Source organism: Priestia sp. 3CA3 (assembly GCF_056836725.1).
Genome location: NZ_JBXENJ010000010.1, coordinates 12519 through 37191 on the forward strand (window position 1 = coordinate 12519; position 24673 = coordinate 37191).

Below are 24673 nucleotides of genomic sequence, written 5' to 3' on the forward strand. Positions count from 1 at the left end.
TAGAATATGCCGCTTTTTGTACATCCTTCATTTAGTTGGCTTTTGATTAGGTGGACCAACGTAATTGATGAATTAAAAGCGCACCTTTTATTCATATGTCAGAACACATCCAAAGTAGTATTTATATTCAAAAACATGTTAAAGTTTAATAGTCATTTATACTCGAATACGTATAAATGAACCCTTACAAAAAAAGCAGCCTCGCTTGCCAATGCCGAGGCTGCTTTTTCTTATTTTTCAAGGACTTTTGTCTTAAAAATGGACGTATGCCCTGTGAACAAATACTTAGAAATCACATATTATAGTGTATCTTCTAATTGAAGGAGGTATGCAATTATAGAAAACTTGGTTAGTTATATTAAAGAATTAGGCTTTCCAGTTGCGCTATCTTTTTACTTACTCGTGCGCATTGAAAGCAAATTAGATCGAATTACAGAACTGCTTCAAATTCTTATTGAAAAGAAGGACAAGCAATAAGCAGACTTCTGTTTTTATACCCAAAGCGAACTCGTACCTTCGTCTTCAAGATCCAGCACGTCCACTTCTATTCCTTTATCATATCCATGCTCTCCGCCTGGAAGAACAATCAGTGCGTTTGCTGCAGCTAATGACGAAATAGCGCCTGACTTGTCCATGCCAACAGGCGTTACTAAGAGCCTTCCGCCTTCGTCTGTCATTTCTCCCCGTACCATTCTTGTGAATGCATTAGGCTCTTTAAAACGGCCGTTTAACACCGCTTTTGTTTTATGTAAATGAGGCGCCGGTGAATGTAAAAAGCTGCGAACAATCGGACGTACAAACAGTTCAAACCCGACATAGCAAGCAGATGGGTTTCCTGATAATCCAAACAGCAGCTGTCCGTTTCGTTCTGCGACTGTTGTGACGCTTCCCGGTCGCATCGCAATTTTGTTAAACAGCACATTGGCACCAAGCTTTTCATAAATAGCCGGCAAATAATCATAGTCACCAACGGATACCCCTCCGGTTGTCAGTAAAATATCCACTTCTTCAAGTGCTTTTTCTACCGCTTCATAGCAGCGGTCAAAATCATCTTCAAGCTTCCCTAAATATTTCGGAATTCCCCCGCTTCTTACGATTTGCGCAAGTGCCATATAAGAGTTGCTGTTGCGGATTTTTCCTGGCTCTAGCGGCTCGTTTACATCAAGCAGTTCACTTCCCGTTGTTAACACGCCAACCACCGGCTGCTTCACCACGGCTACATCCGCATAGCCAAACGTAGCTAAAAAAGCCGTGACGCCCGGATTAATGCGCGTTCCTTTTGAAACGAGCACGTCTCCTTTTTTTGTTTCTTCTCCTTTTAACGCAATGTGTTCCCACTTTGAAGCAGGCCTGCTTAACGCCATATACGTTTTGCCTTCTTTTTCATACGACTTCGTTACTTCAAGCATCACAACCGCATCACATGAATGAGGCACTTGCGCTCCTGTCATAATGCGCACTGCTTGAAACGGCTTTACTTCTTCTTCAAAAACAGAGCCAGCGCCGATTTCACCTACAACTTCGAACTCTACAGAATGTTCATTTGATACTTCTACGCAGTCTTGTGCTCGAACCGCAAAGCCGTCATAAAGCGATTTATTAAAATGAGGCACGTTTTGGTCGGCAATAATATCTTCTCCTAAATAGCGCCCGTAGCTTTCGGTGATCGATACGCGTTCGATGCTGCCTTTTCTTTTATATGTCATAACTCTTTCAATTGCTTCAGGAATTGAAATAGGTGTTCTGCTTTCTAACATACATTCTTCACTTCCTTTATGTCTGTTCACTTTTTACGCTATGGTGTAAAATCATAGCATATCTCACTGTTTCTATCATACAACAAAATTTACTGAAAAAGGATGAAAACACCGATGTCTTCTTTTACACATTTTAATGACCAAGGCCGTGCCAATATGGTCGATATTAGCGAAAAATCTATCACTCGACGCGTTGCAACAGCTCGTTCAAGCATACTTGTTAACAAAGAAATTCACGAAGCCATTGTAGAACATAAAATCGGAAAAGGCGACGTGCTTGCTGTCGCACAAGTAGCAGGGATTATGGCAGCAAAACGCACGTCTGACATTATTCCGATGTGTCACCCTCTTTTATTAAAAGGCGTAAACCTTTCATTTGACTGGGATATAAGCAATGACAAGTACCGTTTATTAATAGAAGCAACGGTTAAAACGGAAGGCTCAACGGGCGTTGAAATGGAAGCTTTAACTGCCGCTTCTGCCTGCGCTCTAACCGTTTATGATATGTGCAAAGCCATTGATAAAGGCATGATTATCGGCGAAACATATCTGCTTGAAAAATCAGGCGGCAAAAACGGTGACTACAAGCGTACACAAGCGTAAAGGAGGTACATAATGAGCGTACATGAACATAAATCCAAAGCAACTCAGCCCGTTCGCTGCAAAGTCATTACGGTATCGGATACACGTACAAAAGAAACCGATAAAAGCGGCGCGCTAATGATTCAACTTCTGAAAGAACACGAGATGCAGGTCGCTTCCTATGAAATTGTAAAAGACGATCAAACGTCGATTCAACAAGCGATACTTACCGGATGCAGTGCTGAGGACATTGACGTTGTTCTCACAAACGGCGGCACCGGCATTACAAAACGAGACGTCACAATTGAAGCCGTTCAAGCGCTGATTCATAAAGAAATCGTCGGGTTTGGCGAGCTGTTTCGCATGCTGAGCTACACCGAAGACATTGGCAGCGCAGCGATTATGAGCCGGGCAATTGCCGGGACGATTAACGAAAAAGCCGTTTTTTCTACACCAGGATCAAGCGGTGCTGTTCGCCTAGCTATGACCAAACTGATTTTGCCTGAACTTCGCCACGTTGTGTGGGAATTAAACCGCCAGCGCTAACAAAATGCCTATGCACACGCATAGGCATTTTCATTAATCATAGTCTTTATGTACCCACTCATCTTCTGGAATGCCTAAATCTTCTCCAGAAAAACGCTCTTCTTTAAACGGATCTCCTCTAAGATGAAAGCCGTTTTGCTCCCAAAAGCCCGGATGGTTTTCATCAATAGCTTCAAAGCCCCGAAGCCATTTGACACTTTTCCAAAAGTACAAATGCGGCACAACTAATCGCAGCGGATATCCATGCTTAGGTGTAAGCGGCTCTCCGTTAAAGGAATGAGCGAGAAGAATATCGTCTCTCAGTAAATCTTTTACTTCAATGTTTGACGTATAGTCATTATCTCCGTGCAGCATGATATATTTACTTTTCAACTCCACGCCAACTGCTTTTAAAAAGTCTGTAAACAGCACGCCCGTAAATTCATTATCAAGTCTTGTCCATCTCGTTACGCAGTGAATATCACATTTCACCGTTGTTTGAGGCATGTTCAATATATCTTGATACGAAAGCGTCACTTCTTTGTCTACCAACCCAAACACGCGAAGCGTCCACTCCTCTAAGTTATACTCCGGCACGTCGCCTTCATGTAAAATGGGAAAGCGCTCTGTTACTACCTGACCCGGAGGCACTCGTCCTTCATACTTTGGATCAATTTCCGGTGTTTTCATTCGTTTAATACGGTCTGCTTTGTTCATAGGTACCACCTCTTTATTTTTTTATCAGCGTGCACTTTGCTGACTTGTTTGATTCGTTTCGACTCCTTTATCTCGCAGGAAAAACATCGCTGCTAATGTAAGTACATACGGCACCATCATCGTGAACTCGGTCGGTATTGAAAAACCTTGCAGTCGTGTGCTCACCGCATCCATTAAGCCGAAAAGGATACTTGACGCTAAAATACCGATCGGATGAGACTGACCGAGCATCATCGCAACAAGTGCAATAAATCCACGCCCTGAAGTCATGCCTTCTGAGAACATCGTGACTTGCCCTAATGAAAGCTGTGCTCCTGCAATCCCACACAGAATTCCGCATGCTGCAATCGCAAACAGCTGATATCTTATTGCTTTTAACCCAAGCGTACTTGCTGCTACTTGATTGTAGCCTACTGCTAGAAGACGAAAACCAAAAATCGTTCGATAAAAAAAGATATAAAAAGCAATAGCTGCTAAAAATGCAAAATAGACAAGCGGTGACTGCCCGGAAACAATGTCGCCGATTATAGGTATGTCTTTAATTAAAGGAATATCCCATGTGCCTATTCCATGCATGTTTTTATCGTAATAGGCACCTTTTGTATGAAAAATAGTCCGGAGTAAAAATGTCGTTAAGCCCAGTGCTAAAAAATTAATAGATACCCCAACAACAATTTCATTCGCTTTAAATATCACGACCATCATCCCAAACAGCAACGCAAAAAGTAAGCTTGCTCCAGCCGCAATCACGATCGCAAAAAAGACATTGTGAGTATAATAGTTACCGGCAATTCCGCTAAAAGCCCCAATCAATATCAGACCTTCTAGCCCTACATTAAATATGCCCACGCGCGCGCAAAGCATTCCGCCTAGCGCCGCTAATAATATAGGCGCAACCATTCGCAGCGTTGCATTTAACAGTGACCAATCAAGCAGCTCCACGAATATCAGCTCCTTTCTTTTTTGCTTTCCACCACTGCTTTGTGAATTTTGCTGAGATAAATAGAATGAGTACAGCTTGCATAATACTCGCAATTTCTAACGGAATTTCTGTATTACGCTCTAACCCCATCGCTCCTGTTTGCAAAGCGGCAAGTAAAAGAGACGTAAAAATAATGCCGATTGGATTCGATTTTGCTAACAGAGCAGCCATCACTCCAGTCCATGCATATCCAGGAACGGTAAGCGCACCGTCTACAAATCGGTACTGTGAACCAAGCACTTCAAACCCTCCTGCTAATCCAGCCAAGCTCCCGCTAATAAACATACTGAACAGCATGACTTTTACTTGATGAATGCCTCCATACGCTCCGAACAACGGATTTTTTCCAGATGCGTTCACTTCGTACCCAAACACAGAGTAGCGAAGCACTGTCCACAGCAGTAGCGCACCGATTAAAGCAATGATAAATCCGATATGAAGAGGCATTCCTTGAAACACTTTTCCAAGCCATGCTGATTGCTCAATCATAGGCGTCTGAGCGAGAGCAGCTGAGCCTGTTTTATCTTGAAAAGGGTGACCTGCTAAATAACTTGCAAATAAAACAGCGATATAATTTAATAAAAGCGTCGAAATGACAAGCTGAATTTTAAACGCGGCTTCCATCCAGCCTGCTAAAACAGAAAGCAACCCTCCTGCCGCAACAGCAGCTGCAATAGCCGCTATAAGCTTGACCATCCCTGGAGCCGGCAGGTAATAAGCAACAATCGCTGCGCTAATCGCTCCAACAACCATCTGCCCTTCTCCACCTAAATTAAACACACCTGCTCTAAAAGCAAACCCGACACCTAACGCAATTAAAAGAATAGGTGTAGCGCGAGCCAGCGTAGTGGTGAAGAAATAAAAATTACCAAACGCTCCATTCCAGAGCTCTGTATATGTTTGAAGAACCGAACCACCAGTTAAAGAAATAATAATGCCTCCTATTGCTAAGCCAAAAATGACTGCAATAACTGGCTGGATTAATGATTTAAGAAGTTTCTGCAACTGTATCACCTTCTACCGTTCCTCCTGCCATTAATATGCTTAATGTCTCTTCCGTTGCTTCTTCCCTTGTAAGCTCTCCAACAATACTGCCTTCGTACATAACTAAAATTCGATCTGATAGTGAGATAATCTCCGACAGTTCTGAAGACACAAGTAAAATAGCAGATCCATTATTCCGTTTTTGAATCAATGCATCATGAATACGTTCCATTGCTCCGATATCCACTCCTCGCGTTGGTTCAGCAGCAAGTAGAAAAGAAGTGTTTTGGCCAAGCTCTCTGGCAACAATCAATTTTTGCAGATTCCCCCCTGAAAGTTCTCCAGCTTTTTGCTTAGATGAAGTGGCTTTAATGGAAAATTCATTTATCCATCCCTCCACGCTCGACTTGAATATCTTTCTTTTCAGCCAGCCCATCTTCGAGTAAGAAGCTTTATACTGATAGCCCATCAGCGCATTTTCCTCGATCGTATCGTCTTTAGAGGCTCCCCACATATAGCGGTCTTCTGGAATATGAGCAATTCCTGCCTCTCTTCTTTCACGCACAGATCGCCCTGTAAGATCTTCATCTCCAAGTTTGATACTTCCGGTGTCTGTTTCTACTAATCCAGCAATTGCTTGAAGCAGCTCTGACTGCCCATTTCCTGAAACCCCTGCAATACCGACAATTTCGCCTGCAGAAACGTGAAGAGACACATTTTGCAACACGTTTTTTTGTCCTTTTCCTTTTAAAAAGAGATTTTGTACGCTTAAATGAGAAGTGCTTTGTGATGGCACTCTTGCAGGACGCTCTTTTAATTCTCGTCCTACCATCAGCTTGGCTAAATGGTGAGCATTAGTAGATTCTTTATTTGTGACGCCGGCTACTTTACCATTTCGCAGAACCGTGATGCGGTCCGCTACTTCCATCACTTCTTGCAGCTTATGTGTAATAATAATGATGCTTTTTCCTTGTGAAGCCAAAAAACGGATTGTTTTTAATAGTTCCTTCACTTCATGAGGAGTAAGTACAGCGGTAGGCTCGTCTAAAACAATGATTTCTGCTCCTTGATACAGCACTTTTAAAATTTCAATCTTTTGCTGTTCTCCAATTGAGCAATGCTTTACTTTTTTATGAACATCTACTGAAATCTGATAGGTTTGGGTTAATTGCTGAACATCCTCTTTCGCCTGCCTTCTATTAAAAAAGAGACCTTTCTTTGGCTCATGCCCCAAGACAATATTTTCAGCCACTGAAAAATGAGGAAAAACCATAAAATGCTGATGCACCATGCCTATTCCGTTTTTAATCGCATCCGCAGGAGATGAAAACGAGACGGTTTTCCCATGTAGCTGAATACTTCCTGAACTCGGCTTTTCCATTCCGTAAAGCATCCTCATCAACGTTGTTTTACCAGCACCGTTCTCTCCGACCAGCGCGTGAACCTCGCCTTTTTTTAGCGTAAAAGACACGTTATCGTTTGCTAAAAATGAACCGTATTTCTTCGTTAAATTCGTTAACTGCAGCAGCTCACTCATTCCATTCATTGCTCCTTTCCCCTTTAGGTTTTTTTCAAAAATAAGAAAGAGAAGCCAGCCTTACTCGACTTCTCTTCTCAACTCACTTTGCTAACGGATCTTTTACCACTGTTTTTCCATCAATAATCGAATCTTTAATTTCTTTTAATTGATTAATCACATCTTGTCCTACAAAGTCACTAAGAGGCGTCTTGCTGTCTTGAGTCACATACGTTAACCCAACACCTTTTTCTTTTAAGCCGTATGTCACTACGCCCGATTTAAATTTGTCATTTGCGAGTGCTTCTACCGTTTCATAAGCAGCTGCATCAGATCCTTTTAACTGCGATAAAACGATATGCTCAGGATCTACTTCCGTACGGTCAATATCTTGTCCTGCCGTATAAAAACCTTTTTCTTTTGCTGCTTCAAATACACCCAAGTCGCCTACTGCTGATGCTCCGGCGATAAAATCAGCGCCTTTTGAAGCTTGTAAAATAGCAAGTTCTTTTGCTTTAGCTGGATCAGAGAAGCTTCCAACATAGTTTACTAGAAACTCTGCTTTTGGATTTGTTGATTGTAATCCTTCTTTAAAACTTACCGTCCATTTTTTTAATAATGGAATATCATCAGCTGCAACCATTCCTACTTTATTCGTTTTCGTAATCAATCCTGCCGCTGCTCCTAATAAATATGAAGCTTCTTGCTCACGAAATACAACGCTTCTTACATTTGGTAAATCGACCACTGTATCAATAATCGCAAATTGACGCTGCGGATTTTCTTGAGCTACTTTTTTCAACGCATCTTCGGATTCAAAAGAAGATGTAATAATCAAGTCATAATTTTCGGCTACCGCAGCACGCAAATTACTTTCAATGGCTGCTTGGTCCGTAGATTCAATTGTCTTTACATCAATGTTATACTTCTTCCCAGCGCGCTTTGCTCCATCATCCATTTGCTGAAAAAACGGGTTAACTCCAATCTTTTCAGGCAAAACAAGAGCAATTCGCTTCTTTCCTTTCTCTTCACTTCCACTGCTTTTTGTACTTTTTGACTGACAGCCCGTTACGAGTAATACAAGCGCAACTGCTAAAATAAGAAATCTCTTCATTTAACTTACTCCCCCTATAATATAAAAAAAGCTCTTCCTTTATATAAAGGAAGAGCTCGTTAACCAAACGTCTCTTCCTCATCTTCAAGAACATACTGTTCTTAAGGATTTGGCACCATTCTGTCATAGACAGTGGTTGCCGGGTTTCACAGGGCCAGTCCCTCCACCTCTCTTGATAAGGAAAACAATAGCTATTTATTTTATGTAATATAGTCAATATTAATAGTTTTTCAACAATTGTCAATATTATTTTTCTTTTTCACGCAAAAAAACTTCAAAAACAGATAGGATTATACGGTTTTAGTCTACTAAAATATAAAATAAAAGTTAAAGCCTTTACCTCACTTCTTGAATCATTCTATACTTCTTCACAAAGCACTTATACTGAATCTGTTGACGGTCAAGAGGGTTTAGTGGTAGCAAATAAGTTCTATTATACCTCTTCGGTTAATGTGTTATTAATTGAAACTACTTTACCAATAATGTTAGATTTTTCCTTAGTAATATTGTTAAGAGGTGTTAACGGTGAAATTAATGAAAGAACTATCTGGCATAGCTATTGGGCTTATTATCGCTTTAGCCGTTTCAAAAACATTTTTTGATACCCCGACCAACATTGGAATCATAGTTATTTTTATTACGAGTATGATCGTAACAGGGATAGCAAGAGTAAAACTAAGATGAGATAATCTAACAAAAAAACGCCACCTTTTATTCGCAAGGTGGTGTTTTCTTTTAATGATTTTAGTATGTAGTAATTCCAAGTGAAGGCTTTTACCCTTCTCCATCAATCATCGTATACTTCCTAGCAAAGCGCTTGTAGTAAATTTGCTCATCCTCTTGTCCATTGTTAAAAACAAGTCGGTTATGATCAATATCTTTCTCTTTTAACACATAGCCTTTTTCATCCATCAGTTGAATATATTCATCTAAATGTCCTTTTTTCACCATATAGTAAAGAACATTATCTGAATCCGTAGTCTTTGCTACATCTTGACTTCCCACTTCTAACTTGAATACGGCTGTTGCTGTTTGAATGGGACGGTAGTCTCCAAACACCTTTTCCCAGTTTAGTAGTAGCAGCGCGCCGAAGATTATGATACATCCTCCAGCGGCTACGGTTAGTACAAATCGTTTTGACACTTCTTTCTCTCCTTTACATTCTTTTTCTTCTATTTAACACAACAGATTGCCCTAAACTTGTTTTGACGCCAAGCCCTAGATACACAGCTGCAATATATATTTTTAACAAATACTTGATTTATTGTATCATACTTACAGTTATTATCTAGTTTTTTATAAAGACTTAGAACCCTCCCTATATTACGTTTTTTTACATAATAAAGGAATAAAAACAAATCTTTTTACCTATGAGAAATGAATCGTTTTTTGCTTTTCACCTTACCTGACGTTTATATTCTGAAAGGCGTGTTACATTATATATATCAGTTATCAACTCAACTAAGACTCCTTGACCATTCTGGCCTACCTTCTCTTTTAGGTAGACTGAGATTGCTAAATCGTTATATATAGGAGGAAAAAATCATGAAAATGAAACAACGACTATCAAAAGCGGCTGCTGCTGCGACGATTACAGGAATTGCTGCGTTTGGATTTGCTCCTGTCGCTCAGCTTGATACCCCAGCACACGCAGCTACATCTCAAGAAACAAGCAGCCAAAGTCAAACAGCTGTAAAAAACATTAACGAAATTTATAACGCCGCGGTGCAAGGTGAAGTGCCGCGATTAACAGCAGACTTTAAAATTGGCAAAACCCTGCGTAAAGATGTTCGGGATCAGTTCGGTCCTCCGCCTGAAGGTTCATCAAATAACTTTGACTACTATCATGCGGAAATGGGCCATCCTGGATATGCATTTGGCTATGACCAAAATAATGTCATTAACGAAATTCGCTATTTTGGTACAAATGTAGAGCGTCAAACAAATTTAGGGTCCATCACGCAAGCTAACTTAAAGAAAGAATTAGGTCAGCCAAACTTTACAAGCAAAGTAAAAGGTGATGGTACGACTCAAACGAGATACACGTATCACGCCGGCGCCTATGATCTTGAATTTATTTTTGATGATAGCAAAACGTTGAATCACGTAAACTTAGTTGCAAAACCTTAAGAAATAGAAAAAGTAGCAGGCAGCCTGCTACTTTTTTTCATGAAATAAAACTAATGCGGAATCAGCTACGTGTTCATACCCAATCTCCATGTAAATCTTGTTAGACGTAGGGTTTGTCGTGTCCGTGTATAGACTTGTTGTTTGAAAACCGCTGTCTAGCATAAGCTGAGAAAGCGTGGACACACAGCTTGATGCATAGCCTTTTTTACGTTCTTCCCGCGGCGTGTACACAAAGTTAATCGTAACGTTGTGGGTTGTCGGACGCGTAGCATTAGCAATGGACACATACTTCCCGTTCACTTCCCATAAAAATAGCCGTTCTGCTTTAATAAAAGTTTCGCCTGTTTTGACAGCTTGCTCTTTTGATACAGGCTCTCCAATGACGCCCATAAACTCCCAAATCCATTCCTTCACGAGCGGAATATGCTCTGATCTTGCTTTTACCAGCACTCCTTCCGCGTCCGCAGCTTTTTTCACTTTGTCTAACCGATAAATGCGCTGATCCATTTTCAACGAAGCTTCTTGATTTTTTAGCGCTGCTAGTTTTTGAGAAAGATATAAAACCGTTTGCCTTTCTCCAACTAAGCCCGGTACGGCGGTTTCTTGTAACAGCTCCGCTACTTCGTTCAGCTCATCATTCGTTAGCTTCTGTATTTGAGACAGGATGATTTGCTGAGGATGGGTTTGCAGTAACACAAGCGCAGCACGGCTGTCTTTTAAAATAACACCCATAAAATTTGGTTTGCTGTTTTCCTGCAAGCTTTGTAAAATGCCAAGCGCTAAGTTGTGAAGAACTTCATTTTTCTCTAAAAGCGGCTCGACTTGGTTTTTAAATTTCTGCACTTCCCTGTATCTATGTAACTGGATCATTTTCTTTCTAACTCCGCAAATGCTCTTACCGGAAACGTTCCGGCTCCTTTTATTTTAGGAGGCACGGCGTAAAATAAAAAGGACTCCGTTAGTTGATCTAAGTGACATAAGTGTTCAGCAATCACAATGTCCGCTCCTAACAGCAGCGTATGAGCTGGTCTTGCTTTTCCTTTTGTGTCGTCAATATTCATCGAATCAATTCCGACAAGAGCGGGCTGTTGAGACACTAAATAAGCTGCCGCGCGTTCTGTTAAGTATGGGTGGTTTTCTAAATAATCGTCTGTATCCCAGTAGCGATCCCATCCCGTGTGAATTAATACCGCTTTGCCTTTTACGTCTATATGGTGAAAATGAGATTCATCAATAGCCGTTAAAATCGGGTCGACTGAAACTACTATTCCTTCCAGTCCGGCTGTTTTATCAATAGCTGTTTGAGCCAAATCTGCTCCGTTTTTATATCTGTGAAACGGCACGTCAATATACGTACCTGTATTCGTGACCATTTCAATTTTACCGATTTGAAATTCAGTCCCTGGTTCATAAAGCTTTTTAGACTCTTCTCGGCTTAAATAGTCGCAAATGATCGGTGCCGGCAAGCCTTTATGTGTGATAACTCCGTCTTCAATGATGTGGCTTAAATCAATATACGTTCTTTTTTTCATACTACCACCCACTTTTTCAATATTTAGTAAAAATATTCTAACACAAAAAAACTCTTCCTAGTTTCCTAGAAAAAGTTTTTTTAGAGAACGTTATTAACTTGATAAACATACATCGTACGCGTGCTTTGTATAAACAAATCCTTCAAAAATAAGACGGGCCGTACGCACTACTTTGATTCCATTAACCTGTCCTTCTTTTAGATCTACACTGGTTTCCATAATTCCCATTGGATGAGCAAGTCGAACCGTATCGCCTTTTAATTGAACCATTTCCGATACCAGCGTTCCTTTTGTATAGATAGCCGCTGTTGTACAAATTGCTCCTGTAATCGCAAGCGTTTGATGCGGTTTTTGCATCGACATCATGCGAATTAATACGTCCATTTGAGAAGCAGCTTTTTCTCTGCCAGTCCCGTCGCGGTGGTCCATTGGAGGAGCAATAATCGTCATTTTTGGAACCGCTGGTGATAGTTTAGTTGCTTTGTCTTGAGGTGCGAGCCCCGCTTTTTCCGCTGCAATGGAGCGAATTTCTTCAAATAGCTTCAGCTGTTTGTCCGTGTATTCATGTGGAAGTTCTGTTCCTTTTAGGCCAATATCCGCTGCTTTAACAAATACAAGCGGATTTCCTACATCAACAATTGATGCTTTTACTGTTCCGATAGATGTTTGCAGAAGATCAATAGCGTTCCCGGTCGGAAGCAGTTTTCCGGTAACGGCTCCTTCTCCGTTTTCAAACGAAAGATAAATAGGTGAACCCGTACCTGGCACTCCAGGAATCATACATTCTCCTTCTGTTTTCACTTTCCCGTTTTCTACTTCTACTTCCGCTACGATTACTTTTTTAGTATTCGTATTATAAATCCGCACTTTGGTCACCGGTTCCACAGCTTGTACAAGTCCTTGTTCAATTGCGTAAGGCCCCACTGCTGAGGAGATATTGCCGCAGTTTCCTTTAAAATCAACGAGAGATTCGCTGATGCTGACCTGCGCAAACGTGTAATCTACGTCAGCTTTCTCTAAATCTGATTTTTTAATAATCGCAATTTTACTTGTCAGCGAATTGGCTCCGCCTAACCCGTCAATTTGACGTTGATCCGGACTTCCCATTATATCTAGCAAAAACGGTTCCCAATCCGATTTGTTCACAGGCATTTCTTCATGATTGATAAAAACCCCTTTACTCGTTCCACCTCTCATAACCGTTACAGGAATACGCGTCATCTTAATCACCTTTCTCCCCTACTAACAAACGCCGAGGCGTTCATCAAACCATTTTATTTTTTTACTATTTAGAACCGGTTCATTTGCCATTTATCGTATAATAGAGGTGGTCATAAGTAAAATACATAAAATTTATTGTCTTTTTAAAAATTTTTTTATAATCTAAATACAAGGGGGAATTGGGATGGATCAAAAAGATTGGATATTAATTAAAACGCTTCACGAAGAAAAGAACATTACGCGAACGGCTGAAAGGCTCTACGTATCGCAGCCTTCTTTAAGCTACCGACTTAAAAATCTTGAAGAAGAATTTGGCGTGACGCTTTTTTTCAAAACGAAAAAAGGAATTGAGTTTACATCTGAAGGTGAGCATCTTGTTCGCTATGCAGAAAACATGTGGAAACAGCTGCAAGAAACAAAAGACAGCATGCGTAATATGAGCGAAACCGTTACAGGCACGCTTCGCTTAGGGGTATCGAGTAACTTTGCGCAGCATAAACTCCCAAAAATTTTAAAACAGTTTTCTCTTCACTATCCAAACGTACAGTTCAGTGTCAATACAGGCTGGAGTACGCAAGTTATGAATCTATTAGACTCTTCGCGTGTGCACGTTGGTATTTTGCGAGGCAATTACCCGTGGAACGGAGAAAAATCACTGCTGACAAAAGAGCGGCTTTGCTTAATTTCGAAAAAAGAAATTGCGATCGATGACTTGCCGAACCTGCCTTATATTAACTATAAAACCGATACGTCGCTAAAAGATCTCATTCAAGACTGGTGGCATGACAAGTTTTCAGAGCCTCCGTTTGTAGCGATGGAAGTTGACCGGCAAGAAACGGCCAAAGAAATGGTTAAAAATGATTTAGGCTTTGCGATTTTACCAGAAATTTGCCTTCACTCCAGCGACAATTTATATACATACGGACTTTCATACCGAGATGAATCACCTTTGCTTCGAAACACTTGGCTCATGTATGATCCTTCTTATTTGAATCTAGCGGTCGTGAAAGCATTTATTGATTTTTTAAAGCTAAGTGAAAAATAAAGCAAAAAGCAAAAAAGTTTGGGTCTTGGAAGAAACTTTCTTTTAGACCAAGCTTTTTTCTAGACTATCATTATAAAATTTTTTTATGAACTTTCTAAAAAAACCTATATTTCCTTTATTTTTCAAAATGTACTAACATGAAAACAAGAAACATCAGCGGGGGTAAAGAGCGGATTTAAAAATTCTTAATAATCAAACTACAACTCATACATGGGGATGAGAGATGTTAGTCACGTTTTTTTACTCTAAAAGTAAACGCTTTCAAAGAAAAGAGGGAAAATAAAGGAGGTTGTTTGAATGCTAGCACTACTAGGTTTTACAATGATTATTGTCTTTACGTATCTCATTATGTCAAAAAGGATGTCTCCTATCGTAGCTTTAATGGTCATTCCACTTCTTTTTGCCGTGATTGGAGGGTTTGGCAAAGGCGTCGGAGACATGATGCTAGAAGGGTTAAAACAAGTAGCTCCGTCAGCTGCGATGCTGCTGTTTGCCATTTTATACTTCGGCGTTATGATTGATGCCGGCCTGTTTGATCCATTAATTAAGCAGCTGTTAAAAATCGTAAAAGGCGATCCGCTCAAAATCGTGATTGGAACCGCTCTTCTATCGCTTTTAGTTGCACTAGACGGAGACGGTACAACTACTTATATGATTACGGTTTCTGCTCTTCTTCCACTGTATAAACGTCTGAATATGAGCCCGTTAGTGTTAACGACGGTTGCGATGCTTTCTCTTAGTATTATGAGCAGCATGACACCTTGGGGAGGCCCGGCTACTCGCGCGATTGTTGCTCTTAACCTCGATGCATCAGAGTTCTTTATTCCACTTCTTCCAACGTTAATTGGCGGAGCTTTGTGGGTGATTTTTACAGGCTATATTCTTGGAAAAAAAGAGCGCAGACGACTTGGTGCTATTGACATCGAGCAGTTTGAATTAAAAAGCTCGCTTGCTTTTGCTGAAGACGCGTCTTTAACTTCTCAAGAAGATATTACGCAGCCTAAAAAAATCTGGATTAACTTAGCCTTAACCATTGCACTTATGGTCGTATTAGTTTCTGGTATTTGGTCCGTTTCTGTTTTATTTATGATTGGTTTTGCGCTTGCTCTTATGATTAACTATCCAAAACTTGAGGATCAAAAAGAACGTTTAATGGCTCATGCAGGCAACGCGTTAACCGTTGCAGCCCTTGTCTTTGCAGCGGGTATTTTTACAGGAATACTATCCGGCACTAAAATGGTTGACGAAATGGCAAGCCTGTTAATTCATTTAGTTCCTGATTCACTCGGTTCGTTTTTACCAACAATCGTTGCTTTGACAAGCATGCCGTTTACATTTGTGATGAGTAACGACGCCTATTACTTTGGTGTTTTACCAATATTCGCTGAAACAGCTGCTTCCTACGGAATTGATCCAATGGAAATTGCGCGAGCTTCAGTACTCGGACAACCTGTTCATCTATTAAGTCCACTCGTTGCCTCTACTTTCTTACTTGTAGGTATGGTAGGTGTTGATCTTGGTGAACATCAGCGCTTTGCATTTAAATGGGCCGTTTTAACGTCTCTTGTTCTCATTGTCCTTGCTATTGTCACAGGCGCACTTACGCTATTTTAATAGGAATAAAAGCTGCTATAGCTTTTTATTAATAAATTCTACATGATAGGTGGAGGTACTTCTAAAATGTATGTGATTACGTGTTATGTCAGAAAAGATGAAATAAAAATGTACGAGTTTGATAGTAAAGAAGAAGCGCTTTCTCAGCTCAAAAAGCTGAAAGGCTGCAGTATTCTTTCAGAAGTTGCTTACTTTAATGATTCATCGGTCATTCCGATAGCTATTTAATTATGCACCACTCAACCCTATAGGTACAAATTTGATAAGCTTCCTTTCGCTCAAAAGGAAGCTTCTTTTTTATGTTCTTCTCAAGCTCCGGCCCTTTTCTCTCATCAACGTTTTGTTACGTCTGGCTCGTTTTGTTTCCTTGCTTCAATCATATGAATAATTCGATTAGTATGTGGAGTTAATGCTGTACATTTTTGATAAAAGGCTCCGTCTACAACAAGCAGCTCTTCGTCCATCCCGCAAAACTTGCAGCGGAGCTCTTGTGGTCCTGCGTATGAGGTGTGATAAACACTATCATTAAAGATGGTATAAAAAGTATTTCGTTGCTGCGCGTCGTAAAAGCCATATTCTTTATTACTGTCATCACGGTAGTTAACTCCATAGTTCCGTTCAAATTCTTCTTGAGTAAACCCATCCTGCAAAAGTTCATTTTGTACTAGTTCTCTTAAACAATCCTCTATTTCTTCATCGTTAAATGAACAATTATGCGCGTAAACATCCAGTTCTTCAGTGCTGTTCTCTTTTACCATCACTTCACTGCCGCAAATCTTACAGGGGTGTTTAGGACGCTGTTGATTAAAGTAAGAGAGAGTTTGTACTTTTTCCACTGCTATTTCATCGCTCACCTTTTTAAATTTAATCATCACATTTTCTGTTTGACTAACGTTTTCGTTATACAACATCACTTCATATTCATCTATATTCTTTCCGTTTTCTTTTCGACTCGAATGCTCCATTACTTCATACGAAGAAATGGTAAAAAACTCGTTAAAATTCACCACTAGCATGCATCCTTCCAAAAAATTTGCGTTCTCTATGTACCTGCTCTATACTACCATTTTTTCAAAGGCTCGCACCACTAAACGAACTTCTTTTAAATTCATGCATGTATAGCAGTTCACTATAACTCCCAAATATCCGATCAGTTCGCTATTTCACATTCACATCAAATAAATAAGTTGCCTTTCCATGAGGCCATTTACCCGATACTTCGTAAAGATAGTAACCGCTCTTTGAAGACACTTCAATATGATTATCCGTTATTTTAATTTTTTCTTTTTGATTATTTTTGTTTAGTTGATAAATTGTAAGTTTTGGATTGTTTTTTAGTAGAATTGTAACTTTGGTATCTTTCTCTAGCGTGAGGTCATCAAATTCTTTAGCAACCTCTTTTGGTGAGTAAGAATCCGTTTTGGTTATGTGCGCACCATCGTCACCGTTCCATTCATATTCTCCTACTCGCATTTCATACTCTTTGTCATTAACCACAATGCTTCCTGACACTGGAACTTGTTCATCATTAGGTGTAGATACATTGACCTTTTCTTGGTTGCAACCAACCAGTAAGAAAAAGAATAACGATGTAAGAACTACTTTATTCATACTTCCCCTCCTCTTAAGACTCGCTCTTCTCCTCATCTTATTTTTCATCACAAATATATAATACCAAAAATATCCATAAGAGAAACCATGAAAAATCGTCACAATTATGATTTACATCAATCTGTTTGGTTACAACGTCTTATGCATATTCTTTTACTATGCGTCATACGTAACACTAACCCTTTTATAAGGAGGATTCCATGAATACGTATGTAATCATCAGTATTGGCGTTGTTGCCAGCGTATTTTTATTTCGTAAATATCGAAAGCAAGTCGTTGAAATATATACAATCAGTGAATTTATTCATGCTAAAAACGGCGCGGTCGCTACAGGCTCCACGTGGCTTGAAAAGTTTTGGAAAGAACCTTACGCTACCGGACCAAACTATGAAAAAACAGAGGATGACGTTAGCGAGGATGGAGATGGGGATGGCGGAGAATAACTAAAACAAAAAAAGAGATTGTGATATAACTACATCAATCCCATCTAAAGATCAACAGATTGGATACATGAGGTGGACTGCTTATTATACCGCTGTTGATTTCCGTGCAAGGCTTCGCTTTCCGCGGGCGGTCGCTGAGCCTCCTCGTCGCTTCCGCTCCTGCGGGGTCTCACCTATTCCACTTCTCCCGCAGGAGTCTTCGCCTTGCCCTCCAATCAACAGCTAGAAGCATCTAAATGGATGACACCTACGCTCATCCTACCAATAAAAAATCCGAACGAAGTTGATTCTCCATCAAGAATCTTCACCGTTCGGATCGCCCTTCAGTTAGAACACTTTTGTCCCAGCCTATTTCTTATTAATCATCGCTGCCTAAAATACCAAAAAAGCGAAGCAAGTTGATGAATAGATTAATAAAGTCTAAATAAAGAGATAGTGCCAGCAGTGGAACAAGCTCTTCTGTAATTTCACCATGCTTCATTTTGTTAAAATCATATAGTACGTAAAGTGAGAAAACGATGGTACCAATCACTGAGAATGCCATAAGTCCAGGCGTTGTTAATGGACTAAACAGCGAGAAAATGCTGATGCACACTAATGCTAACAGCGCCACTAATAAAAAGCTGCCTAAAAACCCTAGATCTTTTTTCGTTTTTGCGCCAATTACACCCATCACCGTAAAAATAACGAACGTGCTTCCAAACGCATAAAGAACGACTTGCGCTCCCGCTACTGATGCATAGTAGCTGACAATCGGAAACAGCGTGATGCCTGATATAAATGAAAAAGCATATGTAAAGCCATATCCTACGCTTTTTTTCTTTCGTAACATAAATGCGGCAACCAGCATCACAAGTTCAGCAATCGCTAATGGAAGGAAATAAGCCGGCGGCACATATTGACCTACATATAAGCCAACTGTTGAAATAAATAACGAAAAAATAAATGTGACTAATACTTTTTGAAACAGAGACCGCTGCTCTACTCCAATCACTTCTTGCATGTGTAAAACCTTCTTTCTAAAATCTGTTATATTTTATATAATACCTACCTTTTCAAGAAAAATAAAGATAATACTAAGGTCTTTTTTCTTATTTCTATAGACAAGAAAGCATAGACGCTACCGTCTATGCTTTCTTGTCACCTCTTTATTTCGGCAACAGAATACCATCGATAATTCCGTACTCCCTTGCTTCTTCAGCACTCATGAAATAATCTCGTTCCGTATCGTTTGCCACTTTTTCAACCGGCTGTCCCGTTCGTGTTGATATGATTTCATTAATATGCTGCTTCAATTTTAAAATCCGCCGGGCGCTAATTTCAATTTCAGTCGCCTGCCCTCTAGCTCCTCCTAGCGGCTGATGAATCATCACTTCACTATTTGGAAGCGCATAGCGCTTTCCTTTTGCTCCTGCTAGGAGAAGCAGTGCGCCAAAAGAAGCGGCCATGCCCGTGCAAATTGTTTGAACGTCCGGCTCGATGTACTGCATCGTATCATAAATCGCAAACCCTGCTGAAGTCGAACCTCCGGGGCTGTTAATATACAGTGAAATATCTTTTTTAGGATCATCTGCCGCAAGAAATAAGAGCTGCGCGACCACGCTGTTAGCAATATGATCATTGATTTCATCACCAATTAAAATAATTCGGTCTTTTAACAGCCTTGAATAAATATCATACGAACGTTCACCGCGGTTACTTTGTTCAATTACATATGGAATGGTACTCATATATATCCTCCCTATCACACGTAATATGGCTATGCAGCCATGCAGAGAGTGCATGTCGGAGTATACGTCGGTTTTTGGATGATGCTTTTTAAGGAAGGTAAAGCTTGAATCAAAAGAGCTGGATCCTGCGATTCTAACGTTTTGTAAAACAGCTCTGACAGCTTTTTGCGTTCTTGTTCATTCCAAAAAGAATCTGTAGAAAACGGCTCACTGTCTTTTTCTAACCGCTGCTTAGCACGATGTAAATTGCTTTTTACCGCTGTTTCTGACGTTTGTAAAATCGAAGCGATCTCTTTCAGCTGATAGCGAAAGCCTTCTTTTAAGAAAAAGATAACCGCTTGCTTCGGCGTAAATTGACTAAGCAGCAGTTCGACCGAGTGTCCCTTACTATCAAACGCATGCTTATCGGCTTGTTGTTCCAAAGCTTTTTCTTCGACTATTCCTTCACGCTTTCGTTTTCGCAGCAGGTCAATCCAGTGGTGGTACGCAATTTTATTTAACAGCGCAGAAGACAAATTGTGCTCTTCGCCTTTATATCGCTGAGCTTTTAAAAACGTTTCTTGGGCAATATCGTCTCCGTCCCACACATTTTGTGCTAAAAAGCGGCAGTACTGCTGCAGTTTTGGGTAATGCTCGTTCCAGCAAGCCTCATCAAAGCTTTCTGTTTGTTTTTCAATTTTTTTTGAATGTGACATGGTTTTCACTCCTTTTGCACTCTCTATTTACTAAACGATTAAAGGAAGTTCAAAAGATACGGGGAATCAAACTTTTTTATACATTATACGCTTAAGCAGCCATTTTTTTGTATTATAATGAAGATACTTTTATCTAAGGAGTCTAAAATGATATGCGAAGAAGACGATTATACGGCAAAAAGAAAACGAACAAACTTCACTATAAAGACTTAACCTGTGAACACCCTCTGCCCGCTTCGCCTATGAGCTATACAAGTGAAGCTCCTTTTTACTATTATGAGGCGTCAGAAGATGAAAAACAAAACGACTTTGAACTATATTCAGAGATTTGTATCATGAATCAAGAACATTTTTTCGTCAGAGGCTGTGTTGAAATTCCCGTTCTTAATGAAGAAGACCCTTTCATTTGGAACATTTGGGTTTCTTTAAGCGAAGAAAATTTTCATCGAATGATAAATTTATGGGAAAGTGACGAAAGAGAACATGAACCGCCTTATTTCGGCTGGTTTTCAGTTTCAATTCCAGGCTATCCTGAAACGTTAAATTTAAAAACAAATGTGCATACAAGACCTGTTGGAACGAGACCTCTCATTGAATTAGAACCAACCGATCATCCTTTAGCCATCGAGCAGCAGGAAGGGATAACGCTAGAGCGAATCAAAGATATACAAAAACAATTGGCTACCTATTAAAAAACCAAGACAGCCCCAGACTGTCTTAGTTTTTTACCTTTATGGCATGCGCTTTGCTCCGTAGTATTTAGGCGCCCAGTAGCTGTCTACTTTATAGTTTGTAATTTTCACGCCCTCAGATGTGGATACGTGAACGACATAGTCATTTCCAATATAGATGGATGGAATAAGTGAACTTCCTTCAAAAAAGACGAGATCTCCCGGCTTCAAGTCAGATTGTGAAATGGTTTCTCCTGCTTCCCACTGCTGACTTGCATAGCGCGGAATGTCTTTTCCAGCTGCTTCTTTATAAATGTATTGAACAAAACCAGCTGTATCAAAGCCTGTAGAAGGACTTGTCCCACCTTGTGCGTAAGGTACTTCTCCTACATATTTAAGAGATTCCGTCACAAATGGATTGTCTTTTGACAGCGATAAGTCATCGTAGCGCCTTGCTCCGGCGTACTTAGACGTCCAGTAGCTGCTTGTTAGGTAATCAACCGTCACATTTTCGCTGCGCTTGGCGTGAATAAACTGATTGCCGCCTGCGTAAATGCCTACGTGTGAAATCCCTTCACGATACGTGTCTTTAAAAAAGATAACGTCTCCTGGCTTTAAATCTGCCCGTGCAACTTCTTCTCCAACTTGCCACTGCTGATCGGTTGATCGCGGAAGGTAGACGTCCGATGCATGTTGAAATACATAGGCAACAAATGCGGAACAGTCAAAACCGTCTGTTGGCGACTCGCCTCCAAATACATATGGCGTGCCGAGATGTTTTAATGCTTCTGCAATGACTTCATTATCTTTTGCAATTTCCGGTGCTCCTGTAATGCGCTTTGCTTTAGCGAAATGTGATGACCAATAGGCACTGCTTGAAATGTTTTTCACCACGACTTTTCCGTCTGAAGAAGATGCATAAATCATCTCATCGTCTCCGATATAAATAGCGGCTACGTTCACTTCACCGTTTTCATTAGTGTCAAAAAACAATACATCACCCGCTTGCAGCTCGTTTTTATCAACGTCTGTCCCAAGCGCTGACTGTTCTTTCACGGAACGAGGCAGCGTTGTATCCAGCGCTTGCTTAAACACATATTGAACGAAGCCAGAGCTGTCAAACCCTTCGCTTAGCGTCTCTCCTCCAGATGTATAATCGGCTCCTTCATACGTTTTTGCTTTATCAGCAATCACGTTTTCATCTGTAGCAGCCTGTACTTGCACAACTTTTTCTGCAGGAAAAGCGCCTTCATAAAAAGTGGCAAGACTAAGCCCTAACGCTGTGACCATAAGAGGTTTCATTACTTTCATGTTTGTTCTCCTTTGTTTTTTATTTCATCCAAGAAGTTTTATATGTAAATGGTTCCCCTGTTAAAGTATGGTGCAGATGGATAGGAATTGGCTAGTACCTTTTGACTTAAATATGCTTCCCTTCCAAAGTCCTGTAAAAAATCCATAAAAAAACTCGGCGCATATTACGCCGAGCTTTTTTATTTCATGCCCACCTGGATATTTGCTGCTTTTTGTTTTTGACGTAAATTTGCAATCCACTTGTAGTAAAGTGTAATCAAAAGAACAAAAATACCAAGCGCAAAGTACAATTTTGAATAGCCTAAAGCACCTGCTGCAATTCCTAATACAAACGAACCAACTGCAATTCCGCTATCATAAAACGTAAAGAACGTGGCAGTTGCATATGCGCTTCGGTGAGCAGGCGCTGCTTGAATCGCCAGCGTTTGGAAGCTAGGAAGCAGCGTTCCGTAGCCTAGTCCTACTAATGCACCTGAAAACAGCAACATCCAAGAAGAATGCGTAAAGCTTAAGCTAAATAGACCAATCGCAAAGACAACGCATGATGGAATAATCACGATGTTTGGACCAGATTTATCGAATAGTCTTCCGGTAAACGGTCGTGAAATCAGCATCGCAGCTGCGAACACAACAAAGAAAAAGCTTGCTGTTTTAATTAATCCAAGCGACTGTGCGTACACAGAAATAAACGAAATAATACTTGCATACGAAAAAGAAACGAGAATACCTACAGATGAAATCGGCATGGATTTCTTTTCAAACAAGTCGCTCAGTGAAAATGATTTCTTCACTGGCGAAGCAGCGTTTTCTTGAAGATTTTTGACCATCATTCCACACAGCCAACCAACGAGCATAATCACGCCAAATACAAGGAAAATAATGTTGTATGCCATGTACTGATGAAGCGTTAATGCTAAAAACGGCCCTGCAACTACAGCTAAGTTCATTGACATTCCGAAGTAGCCAAGCCCTTCTCCTCGTCGTTTAGCGGGAACTAAATCCGCTGCAATCGCTCCGGTGACGGTTGTCGCTAAGCTGAATGAAATTCCTTGAAAGAAGCGCAGTAATAAAAGCACGTTAAAATGGTGGATAAACATATATAAGAAGGAAGAAAGCGCAAAAATGAGGGTACTAAATACAAGCGTTTTTTTCTTTCCAATGTTTTCAATGACTTTCCCTGAAAACGGTCTAACAATAATCGCAGATAATAAAAAGATGGTAACAACAAGCCCTGCCTGCGTACTCGTGCCGTCCAAGGCGTCTAATACATAAATCGGCAGCAGCGTCAGCAATGCATAAAACACGACAAAAATAAAAAAGTTGGTAATCGCAATGCTGATAAAGCTTTTAGTCCAGATTGGCTCCTGCTGGTTCGTCATTCATTTCACCCTTTTCTGTAGATTTACAAATTTTCTTTAATAACGAAATAAGCTGATCCTGTTCGCTGTCGGATAAAGCAATCAGCAAATTTTCTTCTAAACGTTCAATTTCTTGCTGAATTTCTGGAAGCTTTTTCTTCGCTTGAGGAGACAAATAAACGATGCGCTCTCGTTTATCACTGCCTGCTTTTCGAACGATCCATCCGCTTTTTTCAAGCCTTGTTAACGTGCGGGTAACCGTTGGCGCTTCGACATTTAAATACTGCCAAATCTCCGTTTGCGTCATCGAGCCGAATCGCTTTAAACAAAATAAAATCGAATACTGTGAGCTGTATAGCCCGTACGCTTTTAATACTTCATTTACTTCTTTAATAGACAATCTCGACTTTTGATGAAGCTCATGAAACACCAAGTTATTCACTTTTCTCACCTCACCTTTTCATTTTATTTACCTAGGTAACTAATTGCTCTTTTATTAGTATATGTGCTGCTAGTTGATGTGTAAAGGCGGCCAAAAAGAGTAAAAATCAGCTGTTTTCTCTTATTTTCTACTAATGATTTACGCTTACACTTCTGTTTTCTTATTCTTTCGTATCACGAAACTTTTTGTATAGATTTACATGCACCTGCAAACTCTGTTAAAGAAGACGAAACAATATGCGGGAGGCTGGTATATGTTTTCACTGCGCGGCGATGCTCATAAAGTCTACCTTAAACTGAAAAAAGCGGCTCATCAAAATCAAAACGCAGCAGATATTGATGAATTAGCGGAAATGGAAGAAATCCGGCAGCTTTACCTTACGCTAGAAAGCGCTACTTTGCGAAAAGTGTATTACCGAATGACCAAAGAAAAAAACGGCTCCGGCGTCATCCCTATCCTTGTTTCTGCCTTGCCTTGGCTCTTTTTTTTATTTTCGCAGCGGCTGCAGCAATTTTTATTTAAAGACGGCAGCTGGCTTTGGATTATTTTTGTCGTGCTGTATGTTTTTATTCTCATTCCAAGCGTGTTTCTTCATTTCCGTGAACAATCGTGGGCTTCTGTTCATATTGAAATTATTCAAGACATTTTAAAAGATCGTGAAAAAGAGCCGAAACCCCTTTGAGGTCCGGCCCT

30 protein-coding genes and 1 riboswitch are annotated in these 24673 nt (G+C 40.3%); of the genes, 11 read left to right on the top strand and 19 right to left on the bottom strand.

Annotated features, from left to right (window positions below; translation table 11 throughout):
• Positions 1 to 345 precede the first annotated feature (345 nt).
• A complete protein-coding gene (locus AC1VNJ_RS22175; RefSeq protein WP_014458777.1) occupies positions 346 to 477 on the top strand; it encodes a YvrJ family protein in 132 nt (43 codons plus the stop codon).
• 14 nt (positions 478 to 491) lie between these two features.
• Here the strand turns inward: AC1VNJ_RS22175 and AC1VNJ_RS22180 are convergent, their stop codons facing one another.
• Positions 492 to 1757: a molybdopterin molybdotransferase MoeA gene (locus tag AC1VNJ_RS22180; protein WP_430052387.1), complete on the bottom strand. Its 1266-nt coding sequence runs from the start codon at positions 1755 to 1757 to the stop codon at positions 492 to 494.
• 114 nt (positions 1758 to 1871) lie between these two features.
• Between AC1VNJ_RS22180 and moaC the strand changes: the two genes are divergently transcribed.
• Together moaC and AC1VNJ_RS22190 are read left to right on the top strand one after the other, a co-directional pair.
• Positions 1872 to 2360, top strand: coding sequence for a cyclic pyranopterin monophosphate synthase MoaC (moaC, locus tag AC1VNJ_RS22185; RefSeq protein WP_049165974.1), 489 nt, complete (start codon positions 1872 to 1874; stop codon positions 2358 to 2360).
• A 12-nt stretch (positions 2361 to 2372) separates the two neighbouring features.
• Positions 2373 to 2885, top strand: a complete 513-nt coding sequence (locus AC1VNJ_RS22190; RefSeq protein ID WP_049165975.1) for a MogA/MoaB family molybdenum cofactor biosynthesis protein — start codon at positions 2373 to 2375, stop codon at positions 2883 to 2885.
• A gap of 33 nt (positions 2886 to 2918) precedes the next feature.
• Here the strand turns inward: AC1VNJ_RS22190 and AC1VNJ_RS22195 are convergent, their stop codons facing one another.
• The 5 genes from AC1VNJ_RS22195 to AC1VNJ_RS22215 all read right to left on the bottom strand — a co-directional run bounded on the left by AC1VNJ_RS22195 (position 2919) and on the right by AC1VNJ_RS22215 (position 8177).
• Entirely contained in the window at positions 2919 to 3581 is a 663-nt protein-coding gene (locus AC1VNJ_RS22195; protein ID WP_028414925.1) for a sulfite oxidase-like oxidoreductase, read from the bottom strand.
• Positions 3582 to 3605: 24 nt separating this feature from the next.
• Positions 3606 to 4523, bottom strand: a complete 918-nt coding sequence (locus AC1VNJ_RS22200) for an ABC transporter permease (RefSeq protein ID WP_047750055.1) — start codon at positions 4521 to 4523, stop codon at positions 3606 to 3608.
• Positions 4510 to 5577, bottom strand: a complete 1068-nt coding sequence (locus AC1VNJ_RS22205; protein WP_482641306.1) for an ABC transporter permease — start codon at positions 5575 to 5577, stop codon at positions 4510 to 4512. The genes AC1VNJ_RS22200 and AC1VNJ_RS22205 overlap by 14 nt, the downstream gene beginning before the upstream one ends.
• On the bottom strand, positions 5552 to 7084 hold the full coding sequence (locus tag AC1VNJ_RS22210) for an ABC transporter ATP-binding protein (protein ID WP_482641342.1): 1533 nt from the start codon (positions 7082 to 7084) through the stop codon (positions 5552 to 5554). Before AC1VNJ_RS22210 ends, AC1VNJ_RS22205 begins: the two co-directional genes overlap by 26 nt.
• Before the next feature lie 82 nt (positions 7085 to 7166).
• Complete coding sequence (locus tag AC1VNJ_RS22215) at positions 7167 to 8177, bottom strand: BMP family protein (RefSeq protein WP_033579996.1); 1011 nt, start codon at positions 8175 to 8177, stop codon at positions 7167 to 7169.
• A gap of 75 nt (positions 8178 to 8252) precedes the next feature.
• Positions 8253 to 8359: riboswitch (SAM riboswitch) on the bottom strand.
• Positions 8360 to 8711: 352 nt separating this feature from the next.
• On the opposite strand from AC1VNJ_RS22215, the gene AC1VNJ_RS22220 reads away from it, so the two are divergent.
• Positions 8712 to 8861, top strand: a complete 150-nt coding sequence (locus AC1VNJ_RS22220; protein WP_430052394.1) for a hypothetical protein — start codon at positions 8712 to 8714, stop codon at positions 8859 to 8861.
• Between the two features lie 90 nt (positions 8862 to 8951).
• On the opposite strand, the gene AC1VNJ_RS22225 is transcribed toward AC1VNJ_RS22220, so the two are convergent.
• Complete coding sequence (locus tag AC1VNJ_RS22225) at positions 8952 to 9320, bottom strand: hypothetical protein (RefSeq protein WP_328141732.1); 369 nt, start codon at positions 9318 to 9320, stop codon at positions 8952 to 8954.
• 402 nt (positions 9321 to 9722) lie between these two features.
• Between AC1VNJ_RS22225 and AC1VNJ_RS22230 the strand changes: the two genes are divergently transcribed.
• A complete protein-coding gene (locus AC1VNJ_RS22230; protein WP_482641307.1) occupies positions 9723 to 10307 on the top strand; it encodes a YjgB family protein in 585 nt (194 codons plus the stop codon).
• 27 nt (positions 10308 to 10334) lie between these two features.
• Here AC1VNJ_RS22230 and AC1VNJ_RS22235 read toward each other — a convergent pair whose 3' ends face one another.
• From AC1VNJ_RS22235 to AC1VNJ_RS22245, 3 genes are all read right to left on the bottom strand, one after another.
• Positions 10335 to 11177, bottom strand: a complete 843-nt coding sequence (locus tag AC1VNJ_RS22235; protein ID WP_430052396.1) for a GNAT family N-acetyltransferase — start codon at positions 11175 to 11177, stop codon at positions 10335 to 10337.
• Positions 11174 to 11839 (bottom strand): cyclase family protein, encoded by a 666-nt coding sequence (locus tag AC1VNJ_RS22240; protein WP_049165981.1) that lies wholly within the window; start codon positions 11837 to 11839, stop codon positions 11174 to 11176. Before AC1VNJ_RS22240 ends, AC1VNJ_RS22235 begins: the two co-directional genes overlap by 4 nt.
• Before the next feature lie 93 nt (positions 11840 to 11932).
• A complete protein-coding gene (locus AC1VNJ_RS22245; RefSeq protein WP_311265020.1) occupies positions 11933 to 13060 on the bottom strand; it encodes a 2-methylaconitate cis-trans isomerase PrpF family protein in 1128 nt (375 codons plus the stop codon).
• Between the two features lie 184 nt (positions 13061 to 13244).
• On the opposite strand from AC1VNJ_RS22245, the gene AC1VNJ_RS22250 reads away from it, so the two are divergent.
• The 3 genes from AC1VNJ_RS22250 (at position 13245) to AC1VNJ_RS22260 (ending at position 15947) form a co-directional block, all read left to right on the top strand.
• Entirely contained in the window at positions 13245 to 14105 is an 861-nt protein-coding gene (locus tag AC1VNJ_RS22250; RefSeq protein ID WP_033579989.1) for a LysR family transcriptional regulator, read from the top strand.
• A gap of 297 nt (positions 14106 to 14402) precedes the next feature.
• Complete coding sequence (locus AC1VNJ_RS22255; RefSeq protein ID WP_028414937.1) at positions 14403 to 15719, top strand: CitMHS family transporter; 1317 nt, start codon at positions 14403 to 14405, stop codon at positions 15717 to 15719.
• A 66-nt stretch (positions 15720 to 15785) separates the two neighbouring features.
• Positions 15786 to 15947: a hypothetical protein gene (locus tag AC1VNJ_RS22260; protein ID WP_165636182.1), complete on the top strand. Its 162-nt coding sequence runs from the start codon at positions 15786 to 15788 to the stop codon at positions 15945 to 15947.
• A gap of 104 nt (positions 15948 to 16051) precedes the next feature.
• Here the strand turns inward: AC1VNJ_RS22260 and AC1VNJ_RS22265 are convergent, their stop codons facing one another.
• The gene (locus AC1VNJ_RS22265; protein ID WP_311264906.1) at positions 16052 to 16735 is read right to left on the bottom strand and encodes a hypothetical protein; all 684 of its coding nucleotides are present in this window, start codon (positions 16733 to 16735) and stop codon (positions 16052 to 16054) included.
• Between the two features lie 142 nt (positions 16736 to 16877).
• A complete protein-coding gene (locus AC1VNJ_RS22270) occupies positions 16878 to 17330 on the bottom strand; it encodes a hypothetical protein (RefSeq protein ID WP_028414939.1) in 453 nt (150 codons plus the stop codon).
• A gap of 200 nt (positions 17331 to 17530) precedes the next feature.
• Between AC1VNJ_RS22270 and AC1VNJ_RS22275 the strand changes: the two genes are divergently transcribed.
• Positions 17531 to 17773 (top strand): hypothetical protein, encoded by a 243-nt coding sequence (locus tag AC1VNJ_RS22275; protein ID WP_049165986.1) that lies wholly within the window; start codon positions 17531 to 17533, stop codon positions 17771 to 17773.
• 84 nt (positions 17774 to 17857) lie between these two features.
• Here AC1VNJ_RS22275 and AC1VNJ_RS22280 read toward each other — a convergent pair whose 3' ends face one another.
• From AC1VNJ_RS22280 to AC1VNJ_RS22295, 4 genes are all read right to left on the bottom strand, one after another.
• A complete protein-coding gene (locus AC1VNJ_RS22280) occupies positions 17858 to 17992 on the bottom strand; it encodes a hypothetical protein (RefSeq protein WP_255287211.1) in 135 nt (44 codons plus the stop codon).
• A gap of 139 nt (positions 17993 to 18131) precedes the next feature.
• A complete protein-coding gene (locus AC1VNJ_RS22285; RefSeq protein ID WP_028409806.1) occupies positions 18132 to 18776 on the bottom strand; it encodes a Bax inhibitor-1/YccA family protein in 645 nt (214 codons plus the stop codon).
• Positions 18777 to 18921: 145 nt separating this feature from the next.
• Positions 18922 to 19503 (bottom strand): ATP-dependent Clp endopeptidase proteolytic subunit ClpP, encoded by a 582-nt coding sequence (gene clpP, locus AC1VNJ_RS22290; protein WP_028414941.1) that lies wholly within the window; start codon positions 19501 to 19503, stop codon positions 18922 to 18924.
• A 29-nt stretch (positions 19504 to 19532) separates the two neighbouring features.
• Entirely contained in the window at positions 19533 to 20198 is a 666-nt protein-coding gene (locus tag AC1VNJ_RS22295) for a sigma-70 family RNA polymerase sigma factor (RefSeq protein ID WP_033579985.1), read from the bottom strand.
• A 152-nt stretch (positions 20199 to 20350) separates the two neighbouring features.
• Between AC1VNJ_RS22295 and AC1VNJ_RS22300 the strand changes: the two genes are divergently transcribed.
• Positions 20351 to 20890 carry a DUF2199 domain-containing protein gene (locus AC1VNJ_RS22300; protein ID WP_482641308.1) on the top strand — a complete coding sequence of 180 codons (540 nt, stop codon included), beginning with the start codon at positions 20351 to 20353 and terminating at the stop codon, positions 20888 to 20890.
• 39 nt (positions 20891 to 20929) lie between these two features.
• On the opposite strand, the gene AC1VNJ_RS22305 is transcribed toward AC1VNJ_RS22300, so the two are convergent.
• The 3 genes from AC1VNJ_RS22305 to AC1VNJ_RS22315 form a co-directional block, all read right to left on the bottom strand.
• On the bottom strand, positions 20930 to 22180 hold the full coding sequence (locus AC1VNJ_RS22305; RefSeq protein WP_047750037.1) for a C40 family peptidase: 1251 nt from the start codon (positions 22178 to 22180) through the stop codon (positions 20930 to 20932).
• A gap of 179 nt (positions 22181 to 22359) precedes the next feature.
• Positions 22360 to 23559, bottom strand: coding sequence for an MFS transporter (locus AC1VNJ_RS22310; protein WP_033579982.1), 1200 nt, complete (start codon positions 23557 to 23559; stop codon positions 22360 to 22362).
• Positions 23528 to 23980, bottom strand: coding sequence for a MarR family winged helix-turn-helix transcriptional regulator (locus AC1VNJ_RS22315; protein ID WP_013058498.1), 453 nt, complete (start codon positions 23978 to 23980; stop codon positions 23528 to 23530). Before AC1VNJ_RS22315 ends, AC1VNJ_RS22310 begins: the two co-directional genes overlap by 32 nt.
• Before the next feature lie 253 nt (positions 23981 to 24233).
• On the opposite strand from AC1VNJ_RS22315, the gene AC1VNJ_RS22320 reads away from it, so the two are divergent.
• Positions 24234 to 24662, top strand: coding sequence for a hypothetical protein (locus AC1VNJ_RS22320; protein ID WP_033579981.1), 429 nt, complete (start codon positions 24234 to 24236; stop codon positions 24660 to 24662).
• The last annotated feature ends 11 nt before the right edge of the window (positions 24663 to 24673 follow it).